Origin of the sequence: Bradyrhizobium sp. S3.2.6 (assembly GCF_040546885.1) — a bacterium.
GTDB lineage: Bacteria > Pseudomonadota > Alphaproteobacteria > Rhizobiales > Xanthobacteraceae > Bradyrhizobium > Bradyrhizobium cytisi.
In genome coordinates this window covers 34443-56716 of the sequence record NZ_JBEPOS010000028.1, presented here as the reverse complement: position 1 = coordinate 56716, position 22274 = coordinate 34443, and the positions used below count along the sequence as shown (strand labels likewise).

Genomic DNA, 22274 nt, shown 5'->3' with positions numbered 1-22274 from the left:
GGCTTCTTCAAGTCGGCAGCTTCCTCAGGAGATAGCCGACGCCGCGAATGCCGTGGATCTCCACGCCGGCGTCGGCATCAGTGAGCTTGCGGCGCAGCCGCGAGACATGGGTGTCCAGCGCATTCGACTGGATTTCGTCGTCGAAATTGTAGACAGCCTCTTCCAGCGCCGAGCGCAGCACCGTGCGGCCCATCCGGCGGATCAGGGCTTCGAGCACCAGCAGCTCGCGGCGTGGCAGCTCGAACGGCTGGCCGTCGATGCTGGCCTCGCGATGGCCGACATCGAAGGCGAGGCGGCCGGCGCGGATGACGTCCGGAGACAGCCCCGCGGGCCGCCGCAGCACGGCGCGCAGTCGCGCCAATAACTCCTCGACCGCGAATGGCTTGGCGAGATAATCGTCGGCGCCGCTGTCGAGCCCGGCGATGCGGTCGGCGAGCTCGCCGCGAGCGGTCAGGACGATGATCGGCACGCCGTCGGCGCGTGCGCGAAGCTTCGGGATCAGGGCGAGGCCGTCGCCGTCGGGAAGCTGGCGGTCGAGCAGGACCGCGGCATGGACGTCGGCGGAAATCGCTTCCTCCGCATCCGCAAGCGTGGGGGCGTGATCCACCACCATGTCGTAGCGCCTGAGCGCCGACGACAGCGCTGTGGCCATCTCCGCCTCATCCTCGACGAGCAAGATTCGCATGATCCGCCACCTCAACCCCATTGAGCCATTCTAGCGGCCCGATCATTGCGGCAGCATTGCGGGAACAGGACCAGCCATGCGCGAAACGCCGCGGAGGCGGCCGGGCAGCGCTCAAGACAGCATCATGGCCGATCGCTATAACCTCCGCACCTGCTCAGGGAGGAATACAACAATGATCTACGAGATGCGCGTCTATCACTGCCTGCCCGGCCGCCTTCCGGCGCTGTTGAAGCGGTTCGAGACGGTGACGCTGAAGCTCTGGGAGAAGCACGGCATCCGCCAGGCCGGCTTCTTCACCACGCTGATCGGTGAATCCAACCAGGAGCTGACCTACTTCCTGGCCTGGGAATCGCTTGCCGAGCGCGAGACCAAGTGGGGCAAGTTCATGACCGACCCGGACTGGATAAAGGGGCGCGCCGAGAGCGAAGCGGACGGCCAGATCGTCGGCAACATCGTCAGCCAGCTGCTGACGCCGACCGCCTTCTCGTCGGTCAAATAGCGCTTGTCCGGCATGGGTTGCGACGGGAACCCTCGCGCAACCCTGATATTCTGATAGCCCGGGCCGAATGGGGTTGATCGGCCCCTCATCACCGCTATGGTCGCGGCGAAACGAGGGAATTGGCCTTGAGCTCTTCATCATCCGCGGCCCCGGTCGTCACTGTTGGCACGGCCAAGTTCGGCAATGAACTGCCGATCTCGATCATTGCCGGCCCGTGCCAGCTCGAAAGCCGCCAGCATGCGCTGGAGGTGGCCTCCGCGCTGAAGGAGATCGCCGCGCGGCTGAAGATCGGCCTCGTCTACAAGACCTCCTTCGACAAGGCCAACCGCACCAGCGCCTCGGCGGAGCGCGGCCTCGGCCTGGCGCAGTCGCTGCCGATCTTCGCCGAGATCCGGTCCTCGCTCGGTCTGCCCGTGCTGACCGACGTGCACGATGTCGCGCAATGCGCCGACGTCGCGCAGGCCGTCGACGTCCTGCAGATCCCGGCCTTCCTGTGCCGGCAGACCGATCTGCTGCTGGCCGCGGCTGCAACCGGCAAGGTCGTCAACGTCAAGAAGGGCCAGTTTCTCGCCCCCTGGGACATGACGAATGTCGTCGCCAAGATCACCAGCGCGAACAATCCCAACGTGCTCGTCACCGAGCGCGGCGCGTCCTTCGGCTACAACACGCTGGTATCGGACATGCGCGCGCTGCCGATCATGGCGCGCACCACAGGTGCGCCCGTGATTTTCGACGCGACCCATTCGGTGCAGCAGCCGGGCGGGAAGGGTGCGTCCTCCGGCGGCGAGCGCGAATTCGTGCCGGTGCTGGCGCGCGCGGCGGTCGCCGTCGGTGTCGCCGGCGTCTTCATCGAGACCCATCCCGATCCGGATCGGGCGCCGTCGGACGGGCCCAACATGGTGCCGCTGCGCGAGTTCGAAGGGCTGATCCGCACGCTGATGGCGTTCGATACGATCGCCAAGGGCCAAATGCACTGATGCACGAGCCCGTGGCCAGGCCGTCGACCGACCAGAGGTTTCCGGCTGCGATCAACATCATCGCGCTTGCGAGCTTCTCGGCTGCATTGTCGACGCGGGCGCTCGACCCGGTGCTGCCGCACATCGCGGAGGAATTTTCGATCAGCATCACGACGGCGGCGAGCATCGCGGCCGGCTATGCCCTGATCTAAGCGCTGATCCAGCCGATCGTCGGCGCGGCGGCCGATCTGTTCGGGAAGGCGCGGCTGATGACGTTGTGCCTGGCGCTGCTCGGCGTCGCCTGCGTTCTCGGCGCGCTCTCGACCTCCTTCTCGGGCCTGTTCGCGAGCCGCATGCTCGCCGGCATCGCCTCGGGTGGCGTGTTCCCGGTTGCGCTCGGCCTCACCGCCGACCTGGTAGCACCAGCCAAGCGGCAGGTGGCGATCGGACGCACGCTTGCCGGTTCGATGACCGGCAATCTGCTCGGCGCGACCGCCTCGGGCATCATCGGCGATCTCGTCGGCTGGCGCGGCGTGCTCGTGATCATCGGGGCGCTCGGGCTGATCGCGGCTGTCGCGGTCGCGGCGGGCTTTCGCGGCGCCGCCCTGACGGCTCAGCCGAAGAGCGACCTGAAGACCTTGCGGCAGGGCTATCGCACCATCCTCGCCAATCCCAACGCGCGCTATTGCTATTCGGCCGTGTTCGTCGAGGGCTGCTGCGTGTTCGGGCTGTTTCCCTTCATCGCCGCCCTGCTGTTCGATCTCGGCGAGACCTCGCTGTCGATCGCGGGCATCGTGATCGCGGGTTTCGCGGTCGGTGGGCTGTTCTACACGTTCACGGTCTCGCGCTTCCTGCCGCGACTGGGCGTCAGGGGCATGATGATCGCGGGCGCGAGCCTCGTCGCGCTCCAGCTCGCGGCACTCGCTCTTGGGCCCGGCTGGAAAGTCCAATTCGCCATCATGCTGCTGATGGGCTGGGGCTTCTACATGATCCACGGCTGCCTGCAGGTGTTCGCCAGCGAGCTGTCGGTCGAGGCACGTGCGACGGCGATGTCGCTGCACTCGTTCTTTTTCTTCATGGGCCAGACGGTCGGACCGCTGGCCTACGGGTTCGGGCTTGCGCATACCGGCAAGGCGCCGACGCTGGTCGCGAGTGCCGTGCTCATGGTGCTGCTGGGCCTTGCCTGCGCCGCGCTCCTCAAGCCGCGGGCACCGTCCGACGCGCGTGCCTGAGGCCAGTGTTTCGCGGGCCGAGATATTGAGATTGAAATAAAAGCGAATAGACCGGAGGCCGGGATCGGACCATATTCGGAGGCATCACTTGCAGGGGGCAATCAGCAAGGAGCCACCCAATGTACGCCAATATCCTCTTGAGCACCGATGGCTCGGATGTCGCAAGAAAAGGCGTTGAGCATGGAATTGCTCTGGCAAAGGCCTTGAATGCCAAAGCGACAATCGTCACCGTGACGGAACCGCTGCCGATCGACTATGGCGGCGGATTCGATTCGGGATGGGTTCCCTCGCAAGAAGAGATTGATCAGTTTGACGCAGCCTGCAAGCAGCGCGCGGGCAAGGTGCTCGATCAAGCTCGGTCCATGGCAGAGCGGAGCGGGCTGCCGGTAGAGCTCTTACACGTTCCGAATGCGCACCCAGCCACCGCGATTGTCGAAACGGCAAAGTCCAGGGGCTGCGATTTGATTGTCATGGCCTCGCATGGACGTCGCGGCCTCAGGAAGCTGTTCCTGGGAAGTCAGACATCCGAAGTTCTCGTCAACGGAAGCGTGCCGGTATTGGTCGTGCCGTAGTCGCGTGCACGCCCGTTGGCCGCCAATCCGTCGAGCCAGTCGAGCTCGCTCGCGGCTGAAGGCGACAGCTTCATTGTTGGCGCGGCGGCTGATGCGCGCAAACGCGAAGGCCTGTTTTCCCAGCGCGTACGAGACGGGCCGAGGCGCATCTTGAAGGTGTGGCACGAGCTTTGTGCTTGCCAAGTTCCGGCATTGTGAAAGAATGAATTTGGAGCGGCCGGCTCCCAATGCAATTTCGGGGAGAGACGCGTGAGTGAATCGCTTCATCCCGCCGCCCCGCATCACCTGCCTTCCTTCATCACCGCGCCGGGAGACACCGATGTCCTGATGGTTGTCGTCGGAATCGTTCTGGTCGGCGCCGTTCTCGCAGTCGGAAATATCTATCTGCACCTGCACACTTTGCCGGAGCGGAAGGCTCACAAATCGCAGAAATTCCAGTTTGAGATCGTGGCCGTACTGGGACTGCTGGCGCTGTTCACGCACAACCACCTGTTCTGGGTGATCGGCCTGTTCCTCGCCATGATCGATCTGCCCGACTTCAGCACGCCGCTGCGCAAGATTGCCGGCTCGGTCGAGAAGATGGCCGGCGTCGCGCCGGAGCAAGATCCGACCGAGCCATCGAATGGAGCTGGTCCTGCGCAACCTCCTGTGGCCGGCGATGCCAAGGCTGAGAGCGCCAAGGCTGAGAGCGCCAAGAGCGAGGTGGCCGGTCATGCTTGAGCTGCTGCTCTGCTCGCTCCTGACAATATTTCCCGACTATCTCTATCGCCGATATCGGCAGGGAAAGCGCCTCGGGCACGAGATTACGCTTTATTCGGTCTGGTTCGAATTGCGATTTGGCATCATTGCCTGCCTGATGCTGACCGTCTCGCTGATTACGATGATTTTCTATTATCACCCGTCGACCACATCGGCTACGTTGTACTATCGGACCGTGCCTATCGTCCCCGAGATTACCGGACGGGTGGCAGAGGTTCATGTCGACTACAGCGCGCCGGTCAAGCAAGGCGACGTGATCTTCAGGCTCGACAATTCCAAACAGCAGGCGTCGCTGGAGACGGCGAAACGCAAGATCGCCGAAGTCGATGCATCGATGCTGACGGCGCAGGCCGATATTCTCAAATCGGAAGGCCAGATTCAGGAAGCCAAGAGCGCATTGCAACAGGCCAACGACGAACTCGACGTCAAGCGCGAGCTACAGAAACGCAATCCGGGCATCGTGCCGCAGCGGGATATCGAAAAGCTCGAGGTGGCCGTCGCCGGCCGTCAGGGCTCGGTCGATGCTGCAACTGCGGCAAGGCAGTCCGTAACGACGCGCGTCAGCGCGCTTCTCCCGGCAGAGAAGGCAAGCGCGGAAGCCGCGCTCGCTGAAGCGCAGGTCGATCTGGACAAGACCTACGTTCGCGCCGGCGTGGACGGCCGTGTCGAACAATTCCTGCTGCGGCCGGGCGACGTCGTTAATCCCATGCTGCGGTCCGCGGGCGTCCTGATCCCCGAAGGCGCTGGGCAACGCGCACTTTCGGCGGGGTTCGGTCAGATCGAAGCGCAAGTCATGAAAGTCGGAATGGTGGCCGAGGCCGCCTGCATTTCAAAGCCATGGACCATCATTCCGATGGTGGTCACGGACGTGCAGGATTACATCGCAGCGGGCCAGTTCAGAGGCGGTGAGCAACTGCTTGAAGTGCAGAATACCGTTCGACCCGGCACGATTCTGGTTTTCATGGAGCCGATCTACAAGGGCGGCCTAGAGGGTGTGACGCCCGGCAGCAGTTGCATTGCTAACGCCTACACCAGCAATCACGAATTGATCGCGTCGGGCAAAATCGGTGCGTTCAAAAGCTTCGCATTGCACATCGTCGATGCGACCGGACTTGTGCACGCCATGCTGCTGCGGATTCAGGCCCTGCTGTTGCCGGTCAAGACGCTGGTGCTGAGCGGGCATTGATCTGCCCGCGAGCCGGCTCTCGTGGACACTAAGGCCCGATCGGCTCCATCCCGCTCGCGATGATCGCGTCGCGGGCCGCGGGCGAGGCGAGGAATTTGATCAGGGCGCGGCCGGCCTCTTGTTCTTTCGATACGGTCGCGATCCCGGCCGAGAAGATCGTGATCTGCTGCAATTCCTTCGGCAGGGGACCTACGATGTCGATGCCCTTCACGGGCTTCAATTCGCTGATCTGCTGGAAGCCGAGCTCGGCCTCGCCGTGCGCGACGATCTCGCCGACCGGCGTCGCCGGGATCTTTCGCGCCTTGTCCTTCATGGCCTCGGTGATTCCGAGCTTGTCGAACATCTCGGTCGAGACGTAGACGCCGCTGGCGCTGTCGGAATAGGCGATCGTCTTCGCGGCCAGTAGCGCCTGCTTGACTGCGTCCACCGAGCTGATGTCCGGCTTCGGCGCCCCCGATTTCACGGCGACCCCGATCGGCGATCGCGTCAGATCGATCTGGCTGCCGGCCACGACCTTGCCCTTGCTGACGAGATCGGTCAGCGCGTAGCCCACCATGATCAGCACGTCCGCCGGCTCGCCGCGCTCGAGCCGGACCGGAATCGCATTGGTGGTGGTGCCCATCGACGGCCCGTAGGCGGTCAGCACCTTGTTGCCGGTGGCTTTCTCGAACTCAGGCACGAGCGCCTGAAAGGCCGCCGTCAATCCTCCCGAGATCATCACGCGGACTTCGGCAGCGTAGGACGCGCCGGTGAACCACAGGACGCCAAGAAGGCCGAAGGCAACGCCGCGGAATTTTGCAGGTATCGATGTCATCGTCACGGGTCTCCAACTAGCCCCGGCCGCGATAGGGCGCGACGCCTTGTTCGGGCAACCATAGGCCCTTCGGCACGCGGCCGGTCTGCCAGAACACATCGATCGGGATGCCGCCGCGCGGGTACCAGTAGCCGCCGATGCGCAAGAATTTCGGCTTGATCTCGGCGGCGATGCGCTTGCCGATCATCACGGTGCAGTCCTCATGGAAGGCGCCGTGGTTGCGGAAGCTCGCGATGTAGAGTTTCAGCGATTTCGACTCCAGCAGCCATTGGCCGGGCGCGTAGTCTATCATCAGATGGGCGAAATCGGGCTGGCCGGTCACCGGGCAGAGCGAGGTGAACTCCGGCACGGTGAAACGGACCAGATATTCGGTCCCTCCTTGCGGATTCGGGACTCGGTCGAGCTTCGCCTTCTCGGGCGCATCCGGCCATTCCACGGCACGGCCGAGCTGCAGGGCAGGGGAATCTGAACGTGAGTTGCTTGATTTGCTGGGTTTTTTCGACATGAGGCCGCCTCCGAGCGGCCCTCTTAGCCAATCGTGGCGCGGCCGTCACCCGGCCTTTTCCGCTTCGATGCATTGCGGTAGAAGCACCGCCAACTGCCCCCCTTTGCTCCCCGAAAAGAGGCCCTCATGACCGCCATCATCGAAATCATCGGACGCGAAATCCTCGATAGCCGCGGCAATCCCACTGTCGAGGTCGACGTCGTGCTGGAAGATGGCGCGCTCGGCCGCGCCGCTGTGCCCTCCGGCGCCTCCACCGGCGCCCATGAGGCGGTCGAGCTTCGCGACGGAGACAAGACCCGCTATCTCGGCAAGGGCGTCACCAAGGCGGTCGGCGCCGTCAATGGCGAGATCTTTGAGGCCCTGAGCGGCCTCGATGCCGAGCAGCAGGCGCAGATCGACCAGATCATGATCGACCTCGACGGCACGCCGAACAAGAGCCGGCTCGGCGCCAACGCCATCCTCGGCGTGTCGCTCGCCTGCGCCAAGGCGGCCGCGAATTCGCTCGACATGCCGCTCTATCGTTACGTCGGCGGCACCTCGGCGCGGTTGCTGCCGGTGCCGATGATGAACATCATCAATGGCGGCGTGCATGCCGACAACCCGATCGACTTCCAGGAGTTCATGATCCTGCCCGTGGGCGCGTCCTCCTTCGCCGAGGGCCTGCGCTACGGCGCGGAAGTGTTCCACACCCTGAAGTCCGAACTGAAGAAGGCCGGCCACAACACCAATGTCGGCGACGAGGGCGGCTTCGCCCCGAACCTGCCGTCGGCGGATGCCGCGCTCGAGTTCGTCATGAACGCGATCGGCAAGGCGGGCTACAAGGCAGGCAGCGATATCGTGATCGGCCTCGATTGCGCCTCGACCGAATTCTTTAGGGACGGCAAGTACGTCTATGAAGGCGAGGGCAAGACCCGTTCGGTCTCGGAGCAGGCCAAGTACCTTGCCGACCTCGTCGGCCGCTATCCGATCGTCACCATCGAGGACGGCATGTCGGAAGACGACATGGACGGCTGGAAGGAGCTCACCGACCTCGTCGGCAACAAGTGCCAGCTGGTCGGCGACGATCTCTTCGTCACCAACGTCAAGCGTCTCGCCGAAGGCATCAAGGCCGGCCGCGCCAACTCGATCCTGATCAAGGTCAACCAGATCGGCACGCTGTCCGAGACGCTCGCCGCCGTCGAGATGGCGCACAAGGCCGGCTACACCTCGGTCATGTCGCACCGCTCGGGCGAGACCGAGGATTCCACGATCGCCGACCTCGCGGTCGCCACCAATTGCGGTCAGATCAAGACCGGCTCCCTTGCACGTTCCGATCGCACCGCCAAATACAACCAGCTCCTCCGCATTGAGCAGCAGCTCGGCAAGCAGGCGCTCTACGGCGGCAAGGCGGCACTGAAGGCGCTGGCATAAGCCAGCGCTTGAACAAGGACAGGGGAGGATCGACATGAGCGACGGCAAGACCGGACTGCAACTGCGTTCGCTGATCAAGAAGAGCGGAGAGCTCGAGATCCTGCTTCTGGACGTGCCGACTCCCGAGCCCGCGGATGACGAGGTCGTCGTCCGCATCGAGGCGGCGCCGATCAACCCGTCCGACCTCGGCCTGCTCGTCGGCGCTGCCGACATGAGCACGGCGAAGGCGTCTGGCACGAAAGAGGCGCCCGTCATCACCGCGAAGGTGCCTGATGGTGCGATGCGCGCAATGGGCGCGCGGCTCGACCAATCCCTGCCGGTCGGCAATGAGGGTGCCGGCGTCGTCATCAAGACCGGCTCGTCGGATGCGGCGAAGGCGCTGATGGGCAAGACCGTCGCGATGATCGGCGGTGCCATGTACGCGCAGTACCGGACCCTGAAGGCAAGAGACTGCCAGCCGTTGCCCGAGGGCACGACGGCGGCAGAGGGCGCATCCTGGTTCGTCAATCCGCTCACTGCGCTCGGCATGACCGAGACGATGCGGCGCGAAGGCCACAAGGCGCTGGTGCACACCGCAGCCGCCTCCAATCTCGGTCAGATGCTGAACAAGATCTGCATCAAGGACGGCATCGGGCTCGTCAACATCGTGCGCAGCAAGGAGCAGGCCGAGATCCTGAAGAAGATCGGCGCCAAGCACGTTGTCGATTCCAGCGTGCCTGATTTCCTCGACGATCTCACGGCCGCGCTGGTCGAGACCGGCGCGACCATCGCCTTCGATGCCATCGGCGGCGGCAAGCTCGCCGGCGACATCCTCAACTGCATGGAAATCGCGATCAACAAGACCGCGAAGGAATACAGCCGTTACGGCTCCAGCGTGCACAAGCAGGTTTACGTCTACGGCGCGCTCGATATCCGTCCGATCGAGCTGCCGCGCGGCTTCGGCATGGCTTGGGGCGTTGGCGGTTGGCTCTTGACTCCGTTCCTGCAGAAGATCGGACCTGCCGACATCGGACGGCTGCGTCAGCGCGTCGTGAGCGAATTAAAGACCACCTTTGCCAGCCACTACACCAAGGTGGTGTCGCTGCAGGAGGCGCTCGATCCCGCCAATATCGCGGTGTACGCCAAACGTGCCACCGGCGAAAAATTCCTCATCAATCCGAATAAATCTTCGTGATCGGCGACGGCAGGTTACCTAAAAGAGGTCTTGCCTTCTGAGAGAAGCGGGAGATTATTCCGCCGCGTTGAAAGCGGAAAAACCGTAACGCGCTCAGAAGGGGACATCTCCATGACCGATCTCAATCGCCGTCATCTGCTTGCAGGCGCCGCTGCAGTCGGCGCGGCCGCCGTCACGGGATTGCGACCAATCGCAACCAATGCCGCGGTGCCGCAAGCCGGCGCGCAGGCGCCGGGCTTCTACCGCTACAAGGTCGGCAGCTTCGAGTGCACCTCGATCAATGACGGCGCGCGCAGCTTCCCGATGCCGGACAAGTTCGTCGCCAACATTCCGAAGGAGGAAGCGCTCGCCGCTGCCGACGCCGCCTACATGCCGAAGGGCATGGTCACGGTCCCGTTCAATCCGCAGCTCATTAACACCGGCTCCAAGCTCGTGCTGATCGATACCGGCAACGGCGTTGCCAATCTCGAGCCCAGCAAGGGCGCGGTCGGCCGCACCCTGCAAAACCTGCAGTCCGCCGGCGTCGATCCGAAGAGCATCGACATCGTGCTGCTGTCGCACCTGCATCCCGACCACACCAACGGCATCCGCCTGGCCGACGGTTCGCTTGCGTTCCCGAATGCCGAGATCTTGGTCCCGGTGAAGGACTGGGAGTTCTGGGCCAGCGAAGAGAACGCGGGCAAGGCGTCCAGCGACATGATGAAGAACTATTTCGCCAACGTGAAGAAGACCTTCGCCGGTATCGAGTCCAAGGTGACGAAGTATGAATGGGGCAAGGAGGTCGCGCCCGGAATCACCTCGATCGCGACGCCCGGCCACACGCCCGGTCACACTTCGTTCGCGGTCGCCTCGGGCGACAAGAAGGTGCTGATCCAGTCCGACGTCACCAACATTCCCGAGCTGTTCCTGCGCAATCCGGACTGGCACGTGGCCTTCGACACCGACGGCGTGCTGGCGCAGGAGACCCGCCACAAGTTCTACGACATGGCGGCAGCCGAGAAGGCGACCGTGGTCGGCTTCCACTTCACCTTCCCTTCGGTCGGCCATGTCGAGAAGGACGGCGTCAGGTATCGCCTGATCCCGTCGGCGTGGAATCCGACGATCTGATCCCGTTTGCAGATTTGCACGAAAGATCGGGCCGCCGCTTGGGGCCCGGTTGTTTTGGACGACCATCTGCTTTCAAGAAACTCAGCGTTTCCAAATCGGGTCGGTTCATGCACTTGCATCCATCGGTCCGGATCGCTTAAGTGCTGCCGCGGAACTCTCGCTCCAGATCTCAAGGACAACCCATGGCCTACAATATCGTCGTGATCGCCGGCAGCCTGCGCAAGGAAAGCTTCTCTCGGAAGATCGCCAATGCGCTGACCAAGCTCGCGCCGGCATCTCTCAAGCTCGAGGTCGTGACGCTCGGGGGCATCTCGTTCTTCAACCAGGATCTCGAAAGCGCGCCGCCGGCCGACTGGCTGGCTTTCCGCGAGAAGCTGCAGAAGTCCGACGGCGTCATCTTTGTCACGCCGGAATACAATCGCGCCATCCCGGGCGTGCTGAAGAACGCTATCGATGTCGCCTCACGGCCCTATGGCAAGAGCTCGTTCAACGGCAAGCCTGTCGGTATCATCTCCAACTCGCCGGGCCCGCTCGGTGGCGTCAGCGCCGCCAAGACGCTCCAGAACATCCTGCCGGGCATTGCCGGCCCGATCCTGCAGCAGCCCGAGATCTATCTGAATGCGGTCGGCGACGCTTTTGATGCCGAGGGCAATCTGGTCAAGGAGTCGCTCAAGCCCGTGCTCCAGGCCTACATCGACGCGTTCGCCGCGCACGTTGCCAAGCATCACGGCTGATACGGTTCGAGCCTCCGTCATGTCCGGGATAAACCAAGGATAAACCCGGGCATGACGGGTCCGTAATACGGGAAAGGGAAGATTAGCACTCCCTTAACCAAGCTGCCCCATCTTGCCAAAATGGTCTCTCGCGCCCGCCTCAAATCGGTCCTGACCGGTCTCGCCCTCTATGCGATGGCGGCCGCCATCGTCGGCTATTTCGGCGTCAACGCCTATACCGGCAAATACGGCCTCAACGCCCGCCAGGAGCTCGACCAGGAGATCATCGCGCTGACCAGCGAGCTCGCCCAGCTCAAGCGCGAGCGCGCCCGGAGCGAGCAGCGCGTCTCGCTGCTGCGCACTGAGAAGATCGATCCTGACATGCTGGATGAGCGGGCGCGGTTCCAGCTCGACTATGTCAATCCGCACGATCTCGTTCGGATGATCCCGCAGAACTGAATCGCCTGCCTTCCGCCGTCATCCGCATGTCAGAGTCTTAAGACAAGACAGCAAGCCCGGCATTGATGCGTTGCCGCGAAGATGGAGGCTTGTCATGACGAACGATCGTTCCCGACGGACGCTGCGTATTGGAGCGATGCTGTTCAGCGCGGCATTCCTGCCGCTGTCGATGGCATATGCACAGACCGCCTCGTCGCCATCAGGCGCAAAACCCTTCCTGACCGTTGACGGAAAGGCGCCGCTGATCCTCGGCCATCGCGGCGTGCCGGGGCTAGTGCCCGAAGAGACCGAGGCCTCGTATGACCTCGCCGCGGCGCTCGGAACCGACGCGCTCGAAGAGGACCTGCACCTGACCAAGGACTGCGTCCTGGTCGCGCGTCACAACCCCTGGCTCGCGGATAACACTGACGTGGCCGAGGTGGCGAAGACCAATGCGGCAGTCGCGGCCCGCAAGCGCACGGTGCCCGGCGTGCGTGTCAAGGCGCCTTCTCCCACCAACGGGCCCGCCGACTACCTCGTCGATCTCACCGATCCGGCCGATCCCAAATCGGTGCTGAAGTCATTGATCGTCGACGGCGAAGATCACACCAACGACTGGTCGATCACCGACTTCACCATGGCCGAGCTGAAGCAGTGGATCGGGGGCACCACTTACGATGCAGCCAATGAGCGGCCGAAGGTGTTCAACGGCAAATTCCCGGTTATCAGCTTCCAGGACATCCTCGATATCGCCAAGGCCAAGAGCAAGGAGACCGGGCGTCCCATCCTGGTCTATCCGGAAACCAAGAACCCGACCTGGAACAATGCGCAGGCCATCGCCAACGGCTGCGGCGCGCCGGGCAGCCATCCACTCGAGGATGCCCTAATCAAGATCATCAAGGACAACGGCCTCAACACCAAGGACGCGCCGATCCTGGTCCAGAGTTTCGAGCCCGGCAGCCTGAAATATATGCGCGGCCATGGCCTGGAGACGCGGCAGGTTCAGCTCATCGATGGTAACGGCATCGACTTCAAGACCGGCAAGGTCCTGCTCAACAACATCACCAACTCCCGTCCGTTCGACTGGACGGTAGCCGGTGACGCGCGCCTGTACGATGCGATGCTGAGCCCCGTGGGCCTCGCCGAGATCAAGACCTATGCCGACGGCATCGGCCCGTGGAAGGCCTATATCGTTCCGCTCAAGGTCGCGCCGTGGAAGGACAGCAATGCCGACGGCACGCCCTACAAGGGCTCGACGCCGGAGGCATCGACGCAGGAGGCAACCAGTCTGATCGCCGACGCGCACAAGCTCGGCCTATTCGTCCACGTCTTCACGTTCCGGAATGAGAAGAAATATCTCGCGGCCGACTATCACGCCGATCCGGCCCAGGAATATCTCAAATTTTTCCGTCTCGGCGTCGACGGGGTCTTCACCGACTTCACACACACCGGCGTTGCCGCCCGCGCAACGTATTTGCGAGAGCTCGGCTGGTGAGCCGAGCATTGCCAAAGCCGAATGTTGCCTGATCAAGCCCAAAGATTTTGCAAAATTTCGGCCACGTTGCAGTGCGGCATAATGAAAGTCGTGCCATGTCGCTGCGGTGCTTTCACACGCGATTGAGTTGGGTTAGAGAGGGCTTAGTTTTCTCTGACCCGGAATTCCCATGGCCGCCCCCAAGAAAGCCGCCGCAAGCAGCCCACAAGACAAGACCGACGGCGGTTCGCCCCCGGAGTTCACCAGGGAGCAGGAGCTGAAGGCGCTCCGCGACATGTTGCTGATCCGGCGATTCGAGGAAAAGGCCGGTCAGCTCTACGGCATGGGCGCGATCGGCGGCTTCTGCCACCTCTATATCGGCCAGGAGGCCGTGGTGGTCGGCATGCAGATGGCCCTGAAGCAGGGCGATCAGGTCATCACCGGCTATCGCGATCACGGACATATGCTTGCCACCGGCATGGAAGCCAACGGCGTGATGGCCGAGCTCACCGGCCGCCGCGGCGGCTATTCCAAGGGCAAGGGCGGCTCCATGCACATGTTCAGCAAGGAGAAGCACTTTTACGGCGGCCACGGCATCGTCGGCGCCCAGGTCTCGCTCGGCACCGGTCTCGCCTTCGCCAACAATTATCGCAGCAATGGCAATGTCAGCGTCACCTATTTCGGCGACGGCGCGGCCAACCAGGGCCAGGTCTATGAGAGCTTCAACATGGCGGAGCTCTGGAAGCTGCCGGTGATCTTCGTCATCGAGAACAACCGCTACGCCATGGGCACCTCGGTCTCGCGCGCCTCCGCGCAGCAGGATTTCTCCAAGCGCGGCGCCTCTTTCAACATCCCCGGAATGCAGGTTGACGGCATGGACGTCCGCGCGGTCAAGGCTGCGGCTGATGAAGCTGCCGCCTGGTGCCGCTCCGGCAAGGGCCCGATGATCCTGGAGATGCAGACGTACCGCTATCGCGGCCACTCGATGTCCGATCCTGCCAAGTACCGCACGCGCGAGGAGGTCGAGAAGGTTCGCCACGACCAGGATCCGATCGAGCAGGTGCGCAACCGACTGCTCGCGGCCAAGGTCAGCGAGGCCGACCTCAAGGCGATCGACGCCGGAGTGCGCGACATCGTCAACGCGTCCGCCGACTTTGCCCAGCACGATCCCGAGCCGGATGCCGCCGAGCTCTGGACCGACGTTTACCGCTGAAACGCGCGCAAGCTTTCTTTTGGAGAAGATATGCCAATTCAAGTGCTGATGCCCGCGTTGTCGCCCACGATGGAAAAGGGCAACCTTGCCAAATGGCTGAAAAAAGAGGGCGAGACGATCAAGTCCGGCGACGTGATCGCCGAGATCGAGACCGACAAGGCCACCATGGAGGTCGAGGCGACCGATGAGGGCACGCTCGGCAAGATCCTGATCCCCGAGGGCACCGCCGACGTCGCCGTCAACACGCCGATCGCGACCATCCTCGCCGACGGCGAGAGTGCCGCCGATCTGGCCAAGGCGCCCGCGCCGGCCAAGCAGGAGAAGGCTGCGGAATCCGCACCTCCCGCCGCTGCCAAGGCCGAAGCGCCCGCGCCAAAGGCCGCGCCTGCGCCGCAGGCCGTCGCCGAGCCAGATCCCGAAGTGCCTGCCGGCACCGAGATGGTGACGCAGACCATCCGCGAAGCGCTGCGCGACGCCATGGCCGAAGAGATGCGCCGCGACGCCGACGTCTTCGTGATGGGCGAAGAGGTCGCCGAATATCAGGGCGCCTACAAGGTCACCCAGGGCCTGCTCCAGGAATTCGGCGCCAGGCGTGTCATCGACACCCCGATCACCGAGCATGGCTTTGCCGGTGTCGGGGTCGGCGCGGCCATGACCGGCCTGAAGCCGATCGTCGAGTTCATGACCTTCAACTTCGCCATGCAGGCGATCGACCAGATCATCAACTCTGCGGCCAAGACGCTCTATATGTCCGGCGGACAGATGGGCTGCTCAATCGTGTTCCGCGGACCGAACGGCGCGGCTGCGCGCGTCGCCGCCCAGCACAGCCAGGATTACGCGTCCTGGTACTCGAACATTCCGGGTCTCAAGGTGGTCGCGCCGTTCTCGGCCGCCGACTACAAGGGTCTGCTCAAGGCCGCGATCCGCGATCCCAATCCGGTGATCTTCCTCGAGAACGAGATGCTCTACGGCCACACCGGCGAGGTGCCGAAGCTCGACGACTTCGTGATCCCGATCGGCAAGGCGCGGATCGTACGCTCGGGCAGCCATGTCACGATCATCTCCTGGTCGAACGGCATGTCCTATGCGCTCAAGGCCGCCGACGAGCTCGCCAAGGAGGGCATCGAGGCCGAGGTGATCGATTTGCGCACGCTGCGCCCGATGGACACCGAGACGATCATCAACTCTGTCAAGAAGACGGGCCGCGCCGTCACGGTGGAGGAGGGCTGGGCGCAGAGCGGCGTCGGCGCCGAGATCGCTGCGCGCATCATGGAGAACGCGTTCGACTATCTGGATGCGCCGGTCGCCCGCGTCACCGGCAAGGACGTGCCGATGCCCTATGCGGCAAACCTGGAGAAGCTTGCGCTGCCCTCGGCGGCTGAAGTGGTCGAGGCCGCCAAAGCTGTCTGCTACAGGTAGGCCATGGCGGGCCCGAAGGAGCAGCCATTGCCGCCCGACGTCCTCGCCCGCGACGACGCGGTCGAGATCCTGCGCGTGTTCGTGCTGGATGGCGGGCTGTCGATGGCGTTCCAGCGTGCCTTCGAAGAGCCCGACATGTGGGGCCTGCTGCTCGTCGATCTCGCCCGTCACGCCGCGCGCGCCTATGCGCGCGAGAGCGAATACACCGAGGAGGACGCGATGAACCGGATCCTCGAGATGTTCCAGGCGGAAATCGAGCGTCCCACCGACACCGGCACCACGACCCCGCGCGGGAAGGGACACTGACCGTGGCGATCGAATCCCACCATTACGATCTCATGCTGGAGGCGATCCGCGAAGCGGAAGCCTCGATTGCGCAAGGCGGCCTGCCGATCGGCGCCGTGCTGACGCGCGACAACAAGATCATCGCCCGCGGTCACAACAACCGCGTGCAGGAGAACAATCCGATCCTTCATGGCGAGATGAGCTGCCTGCGCGAAGCCGGTGCGATCTCGTTCCATGACACCGTCATGTACACCACGTTGTCGCCGTGCTCGATGTGTGCCGGCGCGCTCGCCTTGTTCAAGGTTCAGCTGGTGGTGATCGGGGAATCCGTCACCTTCGAGGGCTCCAAGGATATTCTCGACAAGTTCGGAATCCCCTGGCTCGACCTTGCCGACGACCGCTCCATCGCCATGATGAAGAATTGGCGTTCCATCCCTGCCAATGAGCGCCTGTGGCAGGGCGACATCGGCAACTAAACCTGGTCTGCTCGTCTTCGCTGTCGGAGACGACGTTTTGCAAAATTCTTCTTGAGGTCAGCATGCCCATCAACATCCTGATGCCCGCTCTTTCGCCGACGATGGAGAAGGGCAACCTCGCCAAGTGGCTGAAGAAGGAAGGCGACAAGGTCAAATCCGGCGATATCATCGCCGAGATCGAGACCGACAAGGCGACCATGGAGGTCGAGGCCATCGACGAGGGCACGATCGCCAGGATCCTCGTGCCCGAGGGCACGCAGGACGTCCCGGTCAATGACGTGATCGCGGTGCTTGCCGGCGAAGGTGAGGACGTGAAGGCTGCAGGCGCCGCCAAGCCCAGCGCTTCGGCCGCGCCTCCGAAAGCTGCTGCTGCGCCTGCTGCCGCTCCTGCGCCTGCCGCCCCCAAGGCTCCGCCGCCTGCTGCCGCTGCTCCAGCGCCGCAGGCTGCTGCACCGGCAGCGCAGAGCAACGGCCATGGCGGCCGCGTGTTCTCCTCGCCGCTGGCGCGCCGCATCGCCAAGGAAGTTGGCATCGATGTCGGCATGGTCATCGGCACCGGTCCGCACGGCCGCGTTGTTGCGCGCGACGTCGAGCAGGCCAAGTCCGGCAAGGGTCTCAAGGCACCCGCCGCGGCGCCGTCCGGTGCACCCTCGATTGCCCCGACCATGTCGGACAAGCAGATCCTCTCGCTATTCGAGCCCGGCTCCTACGAGGTCGTCCCGCATGACGGCATGCGCCGCACCATCGCGCAACGCCTGACCGCCTCGATCCAGAACGTCCCGCACTTCTACCTGACCATCGACTGCGACATCGGCAAGCTGCTCGCCGCGCGCGAGGAGATCAATGCGGCTGCTCCGAAGGACAAGGAGAAGAAGCCGCTCTACAAGATCTCGGTCAACGACTTCGTCATCAAGGCGATGGCGGTCGCGCTCCAGAAGATTCCGAACTGCAATGTGAGCTGGACCGAAAGCGGCATGGTCAAGCATCATCATTCCGACGTCGGCGTCGCGGTGGCGATGCCCGGCGGCCTGATCACGCCGATCATCCGCAAGGCCGAGACCAAGACGCTCTCCACCATCTCCAACGAGATGAAGGATTTTGCCGCACGGGCGCGTTCTCGCAAGCTGAAGCCCGAGGAATATCAGGGCGGCACCACCGCAGTCTCCAACCTCGGCATGTTCGGCATCAGCCACTTCACCGCCGTGATCAATCCGCCGCACGCCACCATTTTGGCGGTCGGCACCAGCGAGGAGCGGCCCGTCGTGCGCGGCGGCAAGATCGAGATCGCGAACATGATGAGCGTGACGCTGTCCTGCGATCACCGCGCCATCGACGGCGCGCTCGGCGCCGAGCTGATCGGCGCCTTCAAGCAGCTGATCGAAAATCCCGTCATGATGATGGTGTGAGCCGAGAACGGTGGATACGTAGGGTGGGCAAAGGCGCAAGGCGCCGTGCCCACCTTATTTCATAGCGTTAGACGGCGGTGGGCACGCTTCGCTTTGCCCACCCTACGAATTTAAGTTGAATGGGAGCCGCAATGGCCGACACATCCTTCGACGTCATCATCATCGGCTCCGGTCCCGGCGGCTATGTCACCGCGATCCGCGCCGCGCAGCTCGGTCTCAAGACCGCGATCGTCGAGAAAGCCTATCTCGGTGGCATCTGTCTGAATTGGGGCTGCATCCCGACCAAGGCGCTGCTACGCTCCGCCGAGATCTACCACTACATGCAGCATGCCAAGGATTACGGCCTGTCAGCTGAGAAGGTGTCGTTCGATCCGAAGGCGGTGGTGCAGCGTTCGCGCGGCGTCTCCAAGCGGCTGAACGACGGCGTCGGCTTCCTGATGAAGAAGAACAAGGTGAGCGTGATCTGGGGCGCCGCCTCGATCGATGCCCCCGGCAAGGTCACCGTGAAGAAGTCCGACGTCGAGGCACCGAAGGGGACCCTCGGCGAGGGGAGCTACCAGGCCAAGCACATCATCGTCGCGACCGGCGCGCGTCCGCGCGTGCTGCCGGGGCTCGAGCCCGACAAGAAGCTGATCTGGACCTATTTCGAGGCGATGGTGCCGGAGCGGATGCCGAAGTCGCTGCTGGTGGTCGGCTCGGGCGCGATCGGCATCGAGTTCGCCTCGTTCTTCCACACCATGGGTTCTGACGTCACCGTCGTCGAGGTGCTGCCTCAGATCCTTCCCGTCGAGGACGCCGAGATCGCAGGCCTCGCCCGCAAGCGCCTGGAGAAGCAGGGCATCAAGATCATGTCCTCGACCAAGGTGACCAAGCTCGAGAAGAAGGCCGACAGCGTCGTCGCCACGATTGATGACGGCAAGGGCAAGCCGGCCACGACCGAGTTCGAGCGCGTGATCTCGGCTGTCGGCGTGGTCGGCAATATCGAAAATCTCGGGCTCGAAAAGCTTGGCGTCAAAACCGACCGCGGCTGCATCGTGATCGACGGCTACGGCAAGACCAACGTCCCCGGCATCTATGCCATCGGCGATGTCGCCGGCCCCCCGATGCTCGCGCACAAGGCCGAGCATGAAGGCGTGATCTGCGTCGAGGCGATCAAGGGCCTGCATCCGCATCCCATGGACAAGAACCTGATCCCGGGTTGCACCTATTGCCAGCCGCAGGTTGCCTCCGTCGGTCTCACCGAAGCCAAGGCCAAGGAAAACGGCCGTGAGATCCGCGTCGGCCGCTTCCCGTTCGTCGGCAACGGCAAGGCCATCGCGCTTGGCGAGGACCAGGGCCTGGTCAAGGTGATCTTTGACAAAAAGACCGGCCAGCTGCTCGGCGCCCACATGGTCGGTGCTGAAGTGACCGAGCTGATCCAGGGCTACGTCGTCGCCATGAATCTGGAGACGACGGAAGAAGAGCTGATGCACACGGTGTTCCCGCATCCGACCCTGTCGGAAATGATGAAGGAAGCCGTGCTGGATGCTTATGGGCGGGTGCTGAATATTTGACGGGCGCCATCGCCGCCCACCGCTCGCAATGACGAGCGGCGAGAGCCGTTCGCAAAATGAGAAGGAAATCACCCCATGCACGACAATGACAACCTGACCATCGAGCGCCCGACCTTCGTCACGCATCTGGAATGCGCGATGGAGGGTGATCATTATGCCGCGGATCAGGTCCACAACCTTTCCAAGGCCGGCAAGCCGCTGCTGGTGCGTTACGACCTCGCCGGTGTGAAGAAGGCGCTGACCAAGGACGCGCTGGCCCAGCGTCCCGCCGACATGTGGCGCTATCGCGAGCTGCTGCCGGTGCGCAAATGCAAGGACATCGTCTCGCTCGGCGAAGTCACCACGCCGCTGATCCGGCTGCCCAAGCTCGGCCAGAAGCTCGGCGGCGGCGAGATCATCGTGAAGGACGAGGGTCGGCTGCCGACCGGCTCGTTCAAGGCGCGCGGCCTCGTGATGGCGGTGTCGATGGGCAAGGCGCTCGGCATCAAGCATATGGCGATGCCGACCAACGGCAACGCCGGTGCGGCGCTCGCGGCCTATGCAACCTCCTGCGGCATCAAGACCACGATCTTCTGCCCGGCCGATACGCCCGAGGTGAATGTCAGTGAGATCGAGCTGCAGGGCGCGACCGTTTATCGCGTCAACGGCTATATCGACGATTGCGGCAAGATCGTTGGCGAGGGCAAAGCAAAAGTGGGCTGGTTCGACACCTCGACCTTGAAGGAGCCGTACCGCATCGAAGGCAAGAAGACGATGGGGCTGGAGCTTGCCGAGCAGCTCGGCTGGGACGTGCCCGACGTGATCTTCTATCCGACCGGCGGCGGCACCGGCCTGATCGGCATGTGGAAGGCCTTCGACGAGCTGGAGAAGATCGGCTTCATCGGTTCGAAGCGTCCGCGCATGGTCGCGGTGCAGGCTTCGGGCTGTGCGCCGATGGTGCGCGCCTATGAGGCCGGCACCGAGCACGCCACCCGCTGGGAGGATGCCCACACCATCGCATCCGGCATCCGCGTGCCGCAGGCGATCGGCGACTTCCTGATTTTGCGCGCGGTGCGGCAGAGCAAGGGTTTTGCCATCGCGGTCGACGACGACAAGATCTCGGCGGCGCTGAACGAAGTGGCGCGCGAGGAGGGGCTGTTGCTTTGCCCCGAGGGCGCCGCGACCTATGCCGCCTACAAGGACAGCCTTGCCGACGGCCGCGTCAGCAAGACCGACCGCGTGATGCTGTTCAACTGCGCGACCGGCCTGAAATACCCGCTGCCGCCGGTCACCCGCACGCTCGATCGCCACAAGCCGATCGACTACACACAGTTCTAGCGCGTCATTTCATCTCTTCACGAACGACCTCTCTTCCCGTACGCGGGAAGAGATAAAAGCAAAAACTACATCGTTGGGGAGAACACAATGAACAAGGCCGTCTGGGCTGCGCTGATCGGCATTGTCGCGTTCACGGGCGCCCTGCGCGCCGACGATTATCCGTCGCATCCCATCACCATCATCGTGCCCTTCGCAGCTGGCGGCCCGTCGGATGCGATGGCGCGCGTGCTCGCCGAGCGCATGCGCACCTCGCTCGGCCAGCCCTTGGTGATCGAGAACGTCACCGGCGCCGGCGGCTCGATCGGGGTGGGGCGCGCCGTGCATTCGCCGCCGGACGGCTACACCATCTCCTTCGGCCATCTCGGCACCCACGTCGCCAACGGCGCCGTCTACAAGCTCAATTACGATCTCGTCTCCGATCTCGAGCCGGTGGTGCTGCTGCCGAGCAACCCGATGATCGTGGTCAGCAAGAACGCGGTGCCCGCAACCTCGCTGAAGGAGCTGCTGGCTTGGCTGAAATCGCGGCCGTCGCCGCCGACGGCCGGCACGGCTGGCGCCGGCTCCGGCAGCCACATCGCCGGCGTCTATTTCGAGAGCATCTCCGGCATCAAGCTGCAGTACGTGCCGTATCGCGGCACCGCGCCCGCACTGAACGATCTGATCGCCGGCCAGATCGATGTCATCGTCGACCAGACCTCCAACTCCATCAACCAGGTGCGGGCCGGCACCATCCGCGCCTACGCCATCACCGACGACAAGCGCCTGGCTTCGGCGCCCGACATCCCGACCGCGGATGAAGCGGGCCTGAAGGGCTTCAACATGACGCTGTGGTCGGGCCTGTGGGTGCCGAAGGGCACGCCGAAGGAGATCGTCACCAAGCTCAATGCGGCGGCCGTAGAAGCGCTGAACGATCCTGCCGTGAAGAAGCAGCTCGAGGGCCAGGGCCTGGAGATGACGCCGCAGGATCAGCTCACGCCCGAAGCCCTCGGCGCGCGCCAGAAGGCCGAGATCGCAAAATGGTGGCCGATCATCAAGGCCGCCAACATCACGGTGGATTGAGCGCCTTATCGCCGGGGCTCGG

22 protein-coding genes and 1 pseudogene are annotated in these 22274 nt (G+C 63.7%); 20 read left to right on the top strand and 3 right to left on the bottom strand.

Annotation, left to right across the window (positions count from 1 at the left end):
* Positions 1–7 precede the first annotated feature (7 nt).
* Positions 8–685, bottom strand: a complete 678-nt coding sequence (locus ABID58_RS32830) for a response regulator transcription factor (protein ID WP_354037011.1) — start codon at positions 683–685, stop codon at positions 8–10.
* A 172-nt stretch (positions 686–857) separates the two neighbouring features.
* Here ABID58_RS32830 and ABID58_RS32825 point away from each other — a divergent pair, with 172 nt between their 5' ends.
* From ABID58_RS32825 to ABID58_RS32800, 6 genes and pseudogenes are all read left to right on the top strand, one after another.
* On the top strand, positions 858–1184 hold the full coding sequence (locus tag ABID58_RS32825; RefSeq protein ID WP_148753725.1) for an NIPSNAP family protein: 327 nt from the start codon (positions 858–860) through the stop codon (positions 1182–1184).
* A 125-nt stretch (positions 1185–1309) separates the two neighbouring features.
* Positions 1310–2161, top strand: a complete 852-nt coding sequence (gene kdsA, locus ABID58_RS32820) for a 3-deoxy-8-phosphooctulonate synthase (protein ID WP_354037010.1) — start codon at positions 1310–1312, stop codon at positions 2159–2161.
* A pseudogene (locus ABID58_RS32815) lies at positions 2161–3372 on the top strand (MFS transporter). Before kdsA ends, ABID58_RS32815 begins: the two are co-directional and overlap by 1 nt.
* A 119-nt stretch (positions 3373–3491) precedes the next feature.
* Entirely contained in the window at positions 3492–3944 is a 453-nt protein-coding gene (locus ABID58_RS32810; RefSeq protein WP_148753728.1) for a universal stress protein, read from the top strand.
* A gap of 249 nt (positions 3945–4193) precedes the next feature.
* On the top strand, positions 4194–4664 hold the full coding sequence (locus ABID58_RS32805) for a hypothetical protein (RefSeq protein ID WP_354037009.1): 471 nt from the start codon (positions 4194–4196) through the stop codon (positions 4662–4664).
* Positions 4657–5889, top strand: a complete 1233-nt coding sequence (locus tag ABID58_RS32800; protein WP_354037007.1) for an HlyD family secretion protein — start codon at positions 4657–4659, stop codon at positions 5887–5889. Before ABID58_RS32805 ends, ABID58_RS32800 begins: the two co-directional genes overlap by 8 nt.
* A gap of 28 nt (positions 5890–5917) precedes the next feature.
* Here ABID58_RS32800 and modA read toward each other — a convergent pair whose 3' ends face one another.
* Both modA and queF read right to left on the bottom strand, forming a co-directional pair.
* Positions 5918–6703 carry a molybdate ABC transporter substrate-binding protein gene (modA, locus tag ABID58_RS32795; RefSeq protein WP_148753731.1) on the bottom strand — a complete coding sequence of 262 codons (786 nt, stop codon included), beginning with the start codon at positions 6701–6703 and terminating at the stop codon, positions 5918–5920.
* A gap of 16 nt (positions 6704–6719) precedes the next feature.
* Complete coding sequence (gene queF / locus ABID58_RS32790) at positions 6720–7208, bottom strand: preQ(1) synthase (RefSeq protein ID WP_354037005.1); 489 nt, start codon at positions 7206–7208, stop codon at positions 6720–6722.
* Between the two features lie 126 nt (positions 7209–7334).
* On the opposite strand from queF, the gene eno reads away from it, so the two are divergent.
* The 14 genes from eno (at position 7335) to ABID58_RS32720 (ending at position 22252) form a co-directional block, all read left to right on the top strand.
* On the top strand, positions 7335–8618 hold the full coding sequence (gene eno / locus ABID58_RS32785; protein WP_354037004.1) for a phosphopyruvate hydratase: 1284 nt from the start codon (positions 7335–7337) through the stop codon (positions 8616–8618).
* 34 nt (positions 8619–8652) lie between these two features.
* Positions 8653–9792 carry a zinc-binding dehydrogenase gene (locus tag ABID58_RS32780; protein ID WP_148753734.1) on the top strand — a complete coding sequence of 380 codons (1140 nt, stop codon included), beginning with the start codon at positions 8653–8655 and terminating at the stop codon, positions 9790–9792.
* Positions 9793–9903: 111 nt separating this feature from the next.
* Positions 9904–10899 (top strand): MBL fold metallo-hydrolase, encoded by a 996-nt coding sequence (locus ABID58_RS32775; RefSeq protein WP_354037003.1) that lies wholly within the window; start codon positions 9904–9906, stop codon positions 10897–10899.
* A 182-nt stretch (positions 10900–11081) separates the two neighbouring features.
* Positions 11082–11633, top strand: a complete 552-nt coding sequence (locus tag ABID58_RS32770) for an NADPH-dependent FMN reductase (protein ID WP_354037002.1) — start codon at positions 11082–11084, stop codon at positions 11631–11633.
* 120 nt (positions 11634–11753) lie between these two features.
* On the top strand, positions 11754–12071 hold the full coding sequence (locus ABID58_RS32765) for an FtsB family cell division protein (protein ID WP_148753737.1): 318 nt from the start codon (positions 11754–11756) through the stop codon (positions 12069–12071).
* A 94-nt stretch (positions 12072–12165) separates the two neighbouring features.
* Positions 12166–13545, top strand: coding sequence for a glycerophosphodiester phosphodiesterase family protein (locus tag ABID58_RS32760; RefSeq protein ID WP_354037000.1), 1380 nt, complete (start codon positions 12166–12168; stop codon positions 13543–13545).
* Between the two features lie 169 nt (positions 13546–13714).
* The gene (gene pdhA, locus ABID58_RS32755) at positions 13715–14737 is read left to right on the top strand and encodes a pyruvate dehydrogenase (acetyl-transferring) E1 component subunit alpha (protein ID WP_148753738.1); all 1023 of its coding nucleotides are present in this window, start codon (positions 13715–13717) and stop codon (positions 14735–14737) included.
* A gap of 30 nt (positions 14738–14767) precedes the next feature.
* Positions 14768–16156, top strand: a complete 1389-nt coding sequence (locus ABID58_RS32750) for a pyruvate dehydrogenase complex E1 component subunit beta (protein WP_148753739.1) — start codon at positions 14768–14770, stop codon at positions 16154–16156.
* Between the two features lie 3 nt (positions 16157–16159).
* Positions 16160–16462 carry a DUF5076 domain-containing protein gene (locus tag ABID58_RS32745; RefSeq protein WP_015685879.1) on the top strand — a complete coding sequence of 101 codons (303 nt, stop codon included), beginning with the start codon at positions 16160–16162 and terminating at the stop codon, positions 16460–16462.
* Between the two features lie 2 nt (positions 16463–16464).
* The gene (locus ABID58_RS32740) at positions 16465–16917 is read left to right on the top strand and encodes a nucleoside deaminase (RefSeq protein ID WP_148753740.1); all 453 of its coding nucleotides are present in this window, start codon (positions 16465–16467) and stop codon (positions 16915–16917) included.
* A 62-nt stretch (positions 16918–16979) separates the two neighbouring features.
* Entirely contained in the window at positions 16980–18323 is a 1344-nt protein-coding gene (locus ABID58_RS32735; protein ID WP_354036998.1) for a pyruvate dehydrogenase complex dihydrolipoamide acetyltransferase, read from the top strand.
* 131 nt (positions 18324–18454) lie between these two features.
* Complete coding sequence (gene lpdA, locus ABID58_RS32730; protein WP_354036997.1) at positions 18455–19876, top strand: dihydrolipoyl dehydrogenase; 1422 nt, start codon at positions 18455–18457, stop codon at positions 19874–19876.
* 75 nt (positions 19877–19951) lie between these two features.
* Positions 19952–21193: a threonine synthase gene (locus tag ABID58_RS32725; protein WP_354036995.1), complete on the top strand. Its 1242-nt coding sequence runs from the start codon at positions 19952–19954 to the stop codon at positions 21191–21193.
* 87 nt (positions 21194–21280) lie between these two features.
* Positions 21281–22252 (top strand): tripartite tricarboxylate transporter substrate binding protein BugD, encoded by a 972-nt coding sequence (locus tag ABID58_RS32720; RefSeq protein WP_354036994.1) that lies wholly within the window; start codon positions 21281–21283, stop codon positions 22250–22252.
* Positions 22253–22274: the final 22 nt, after the last annotated feature.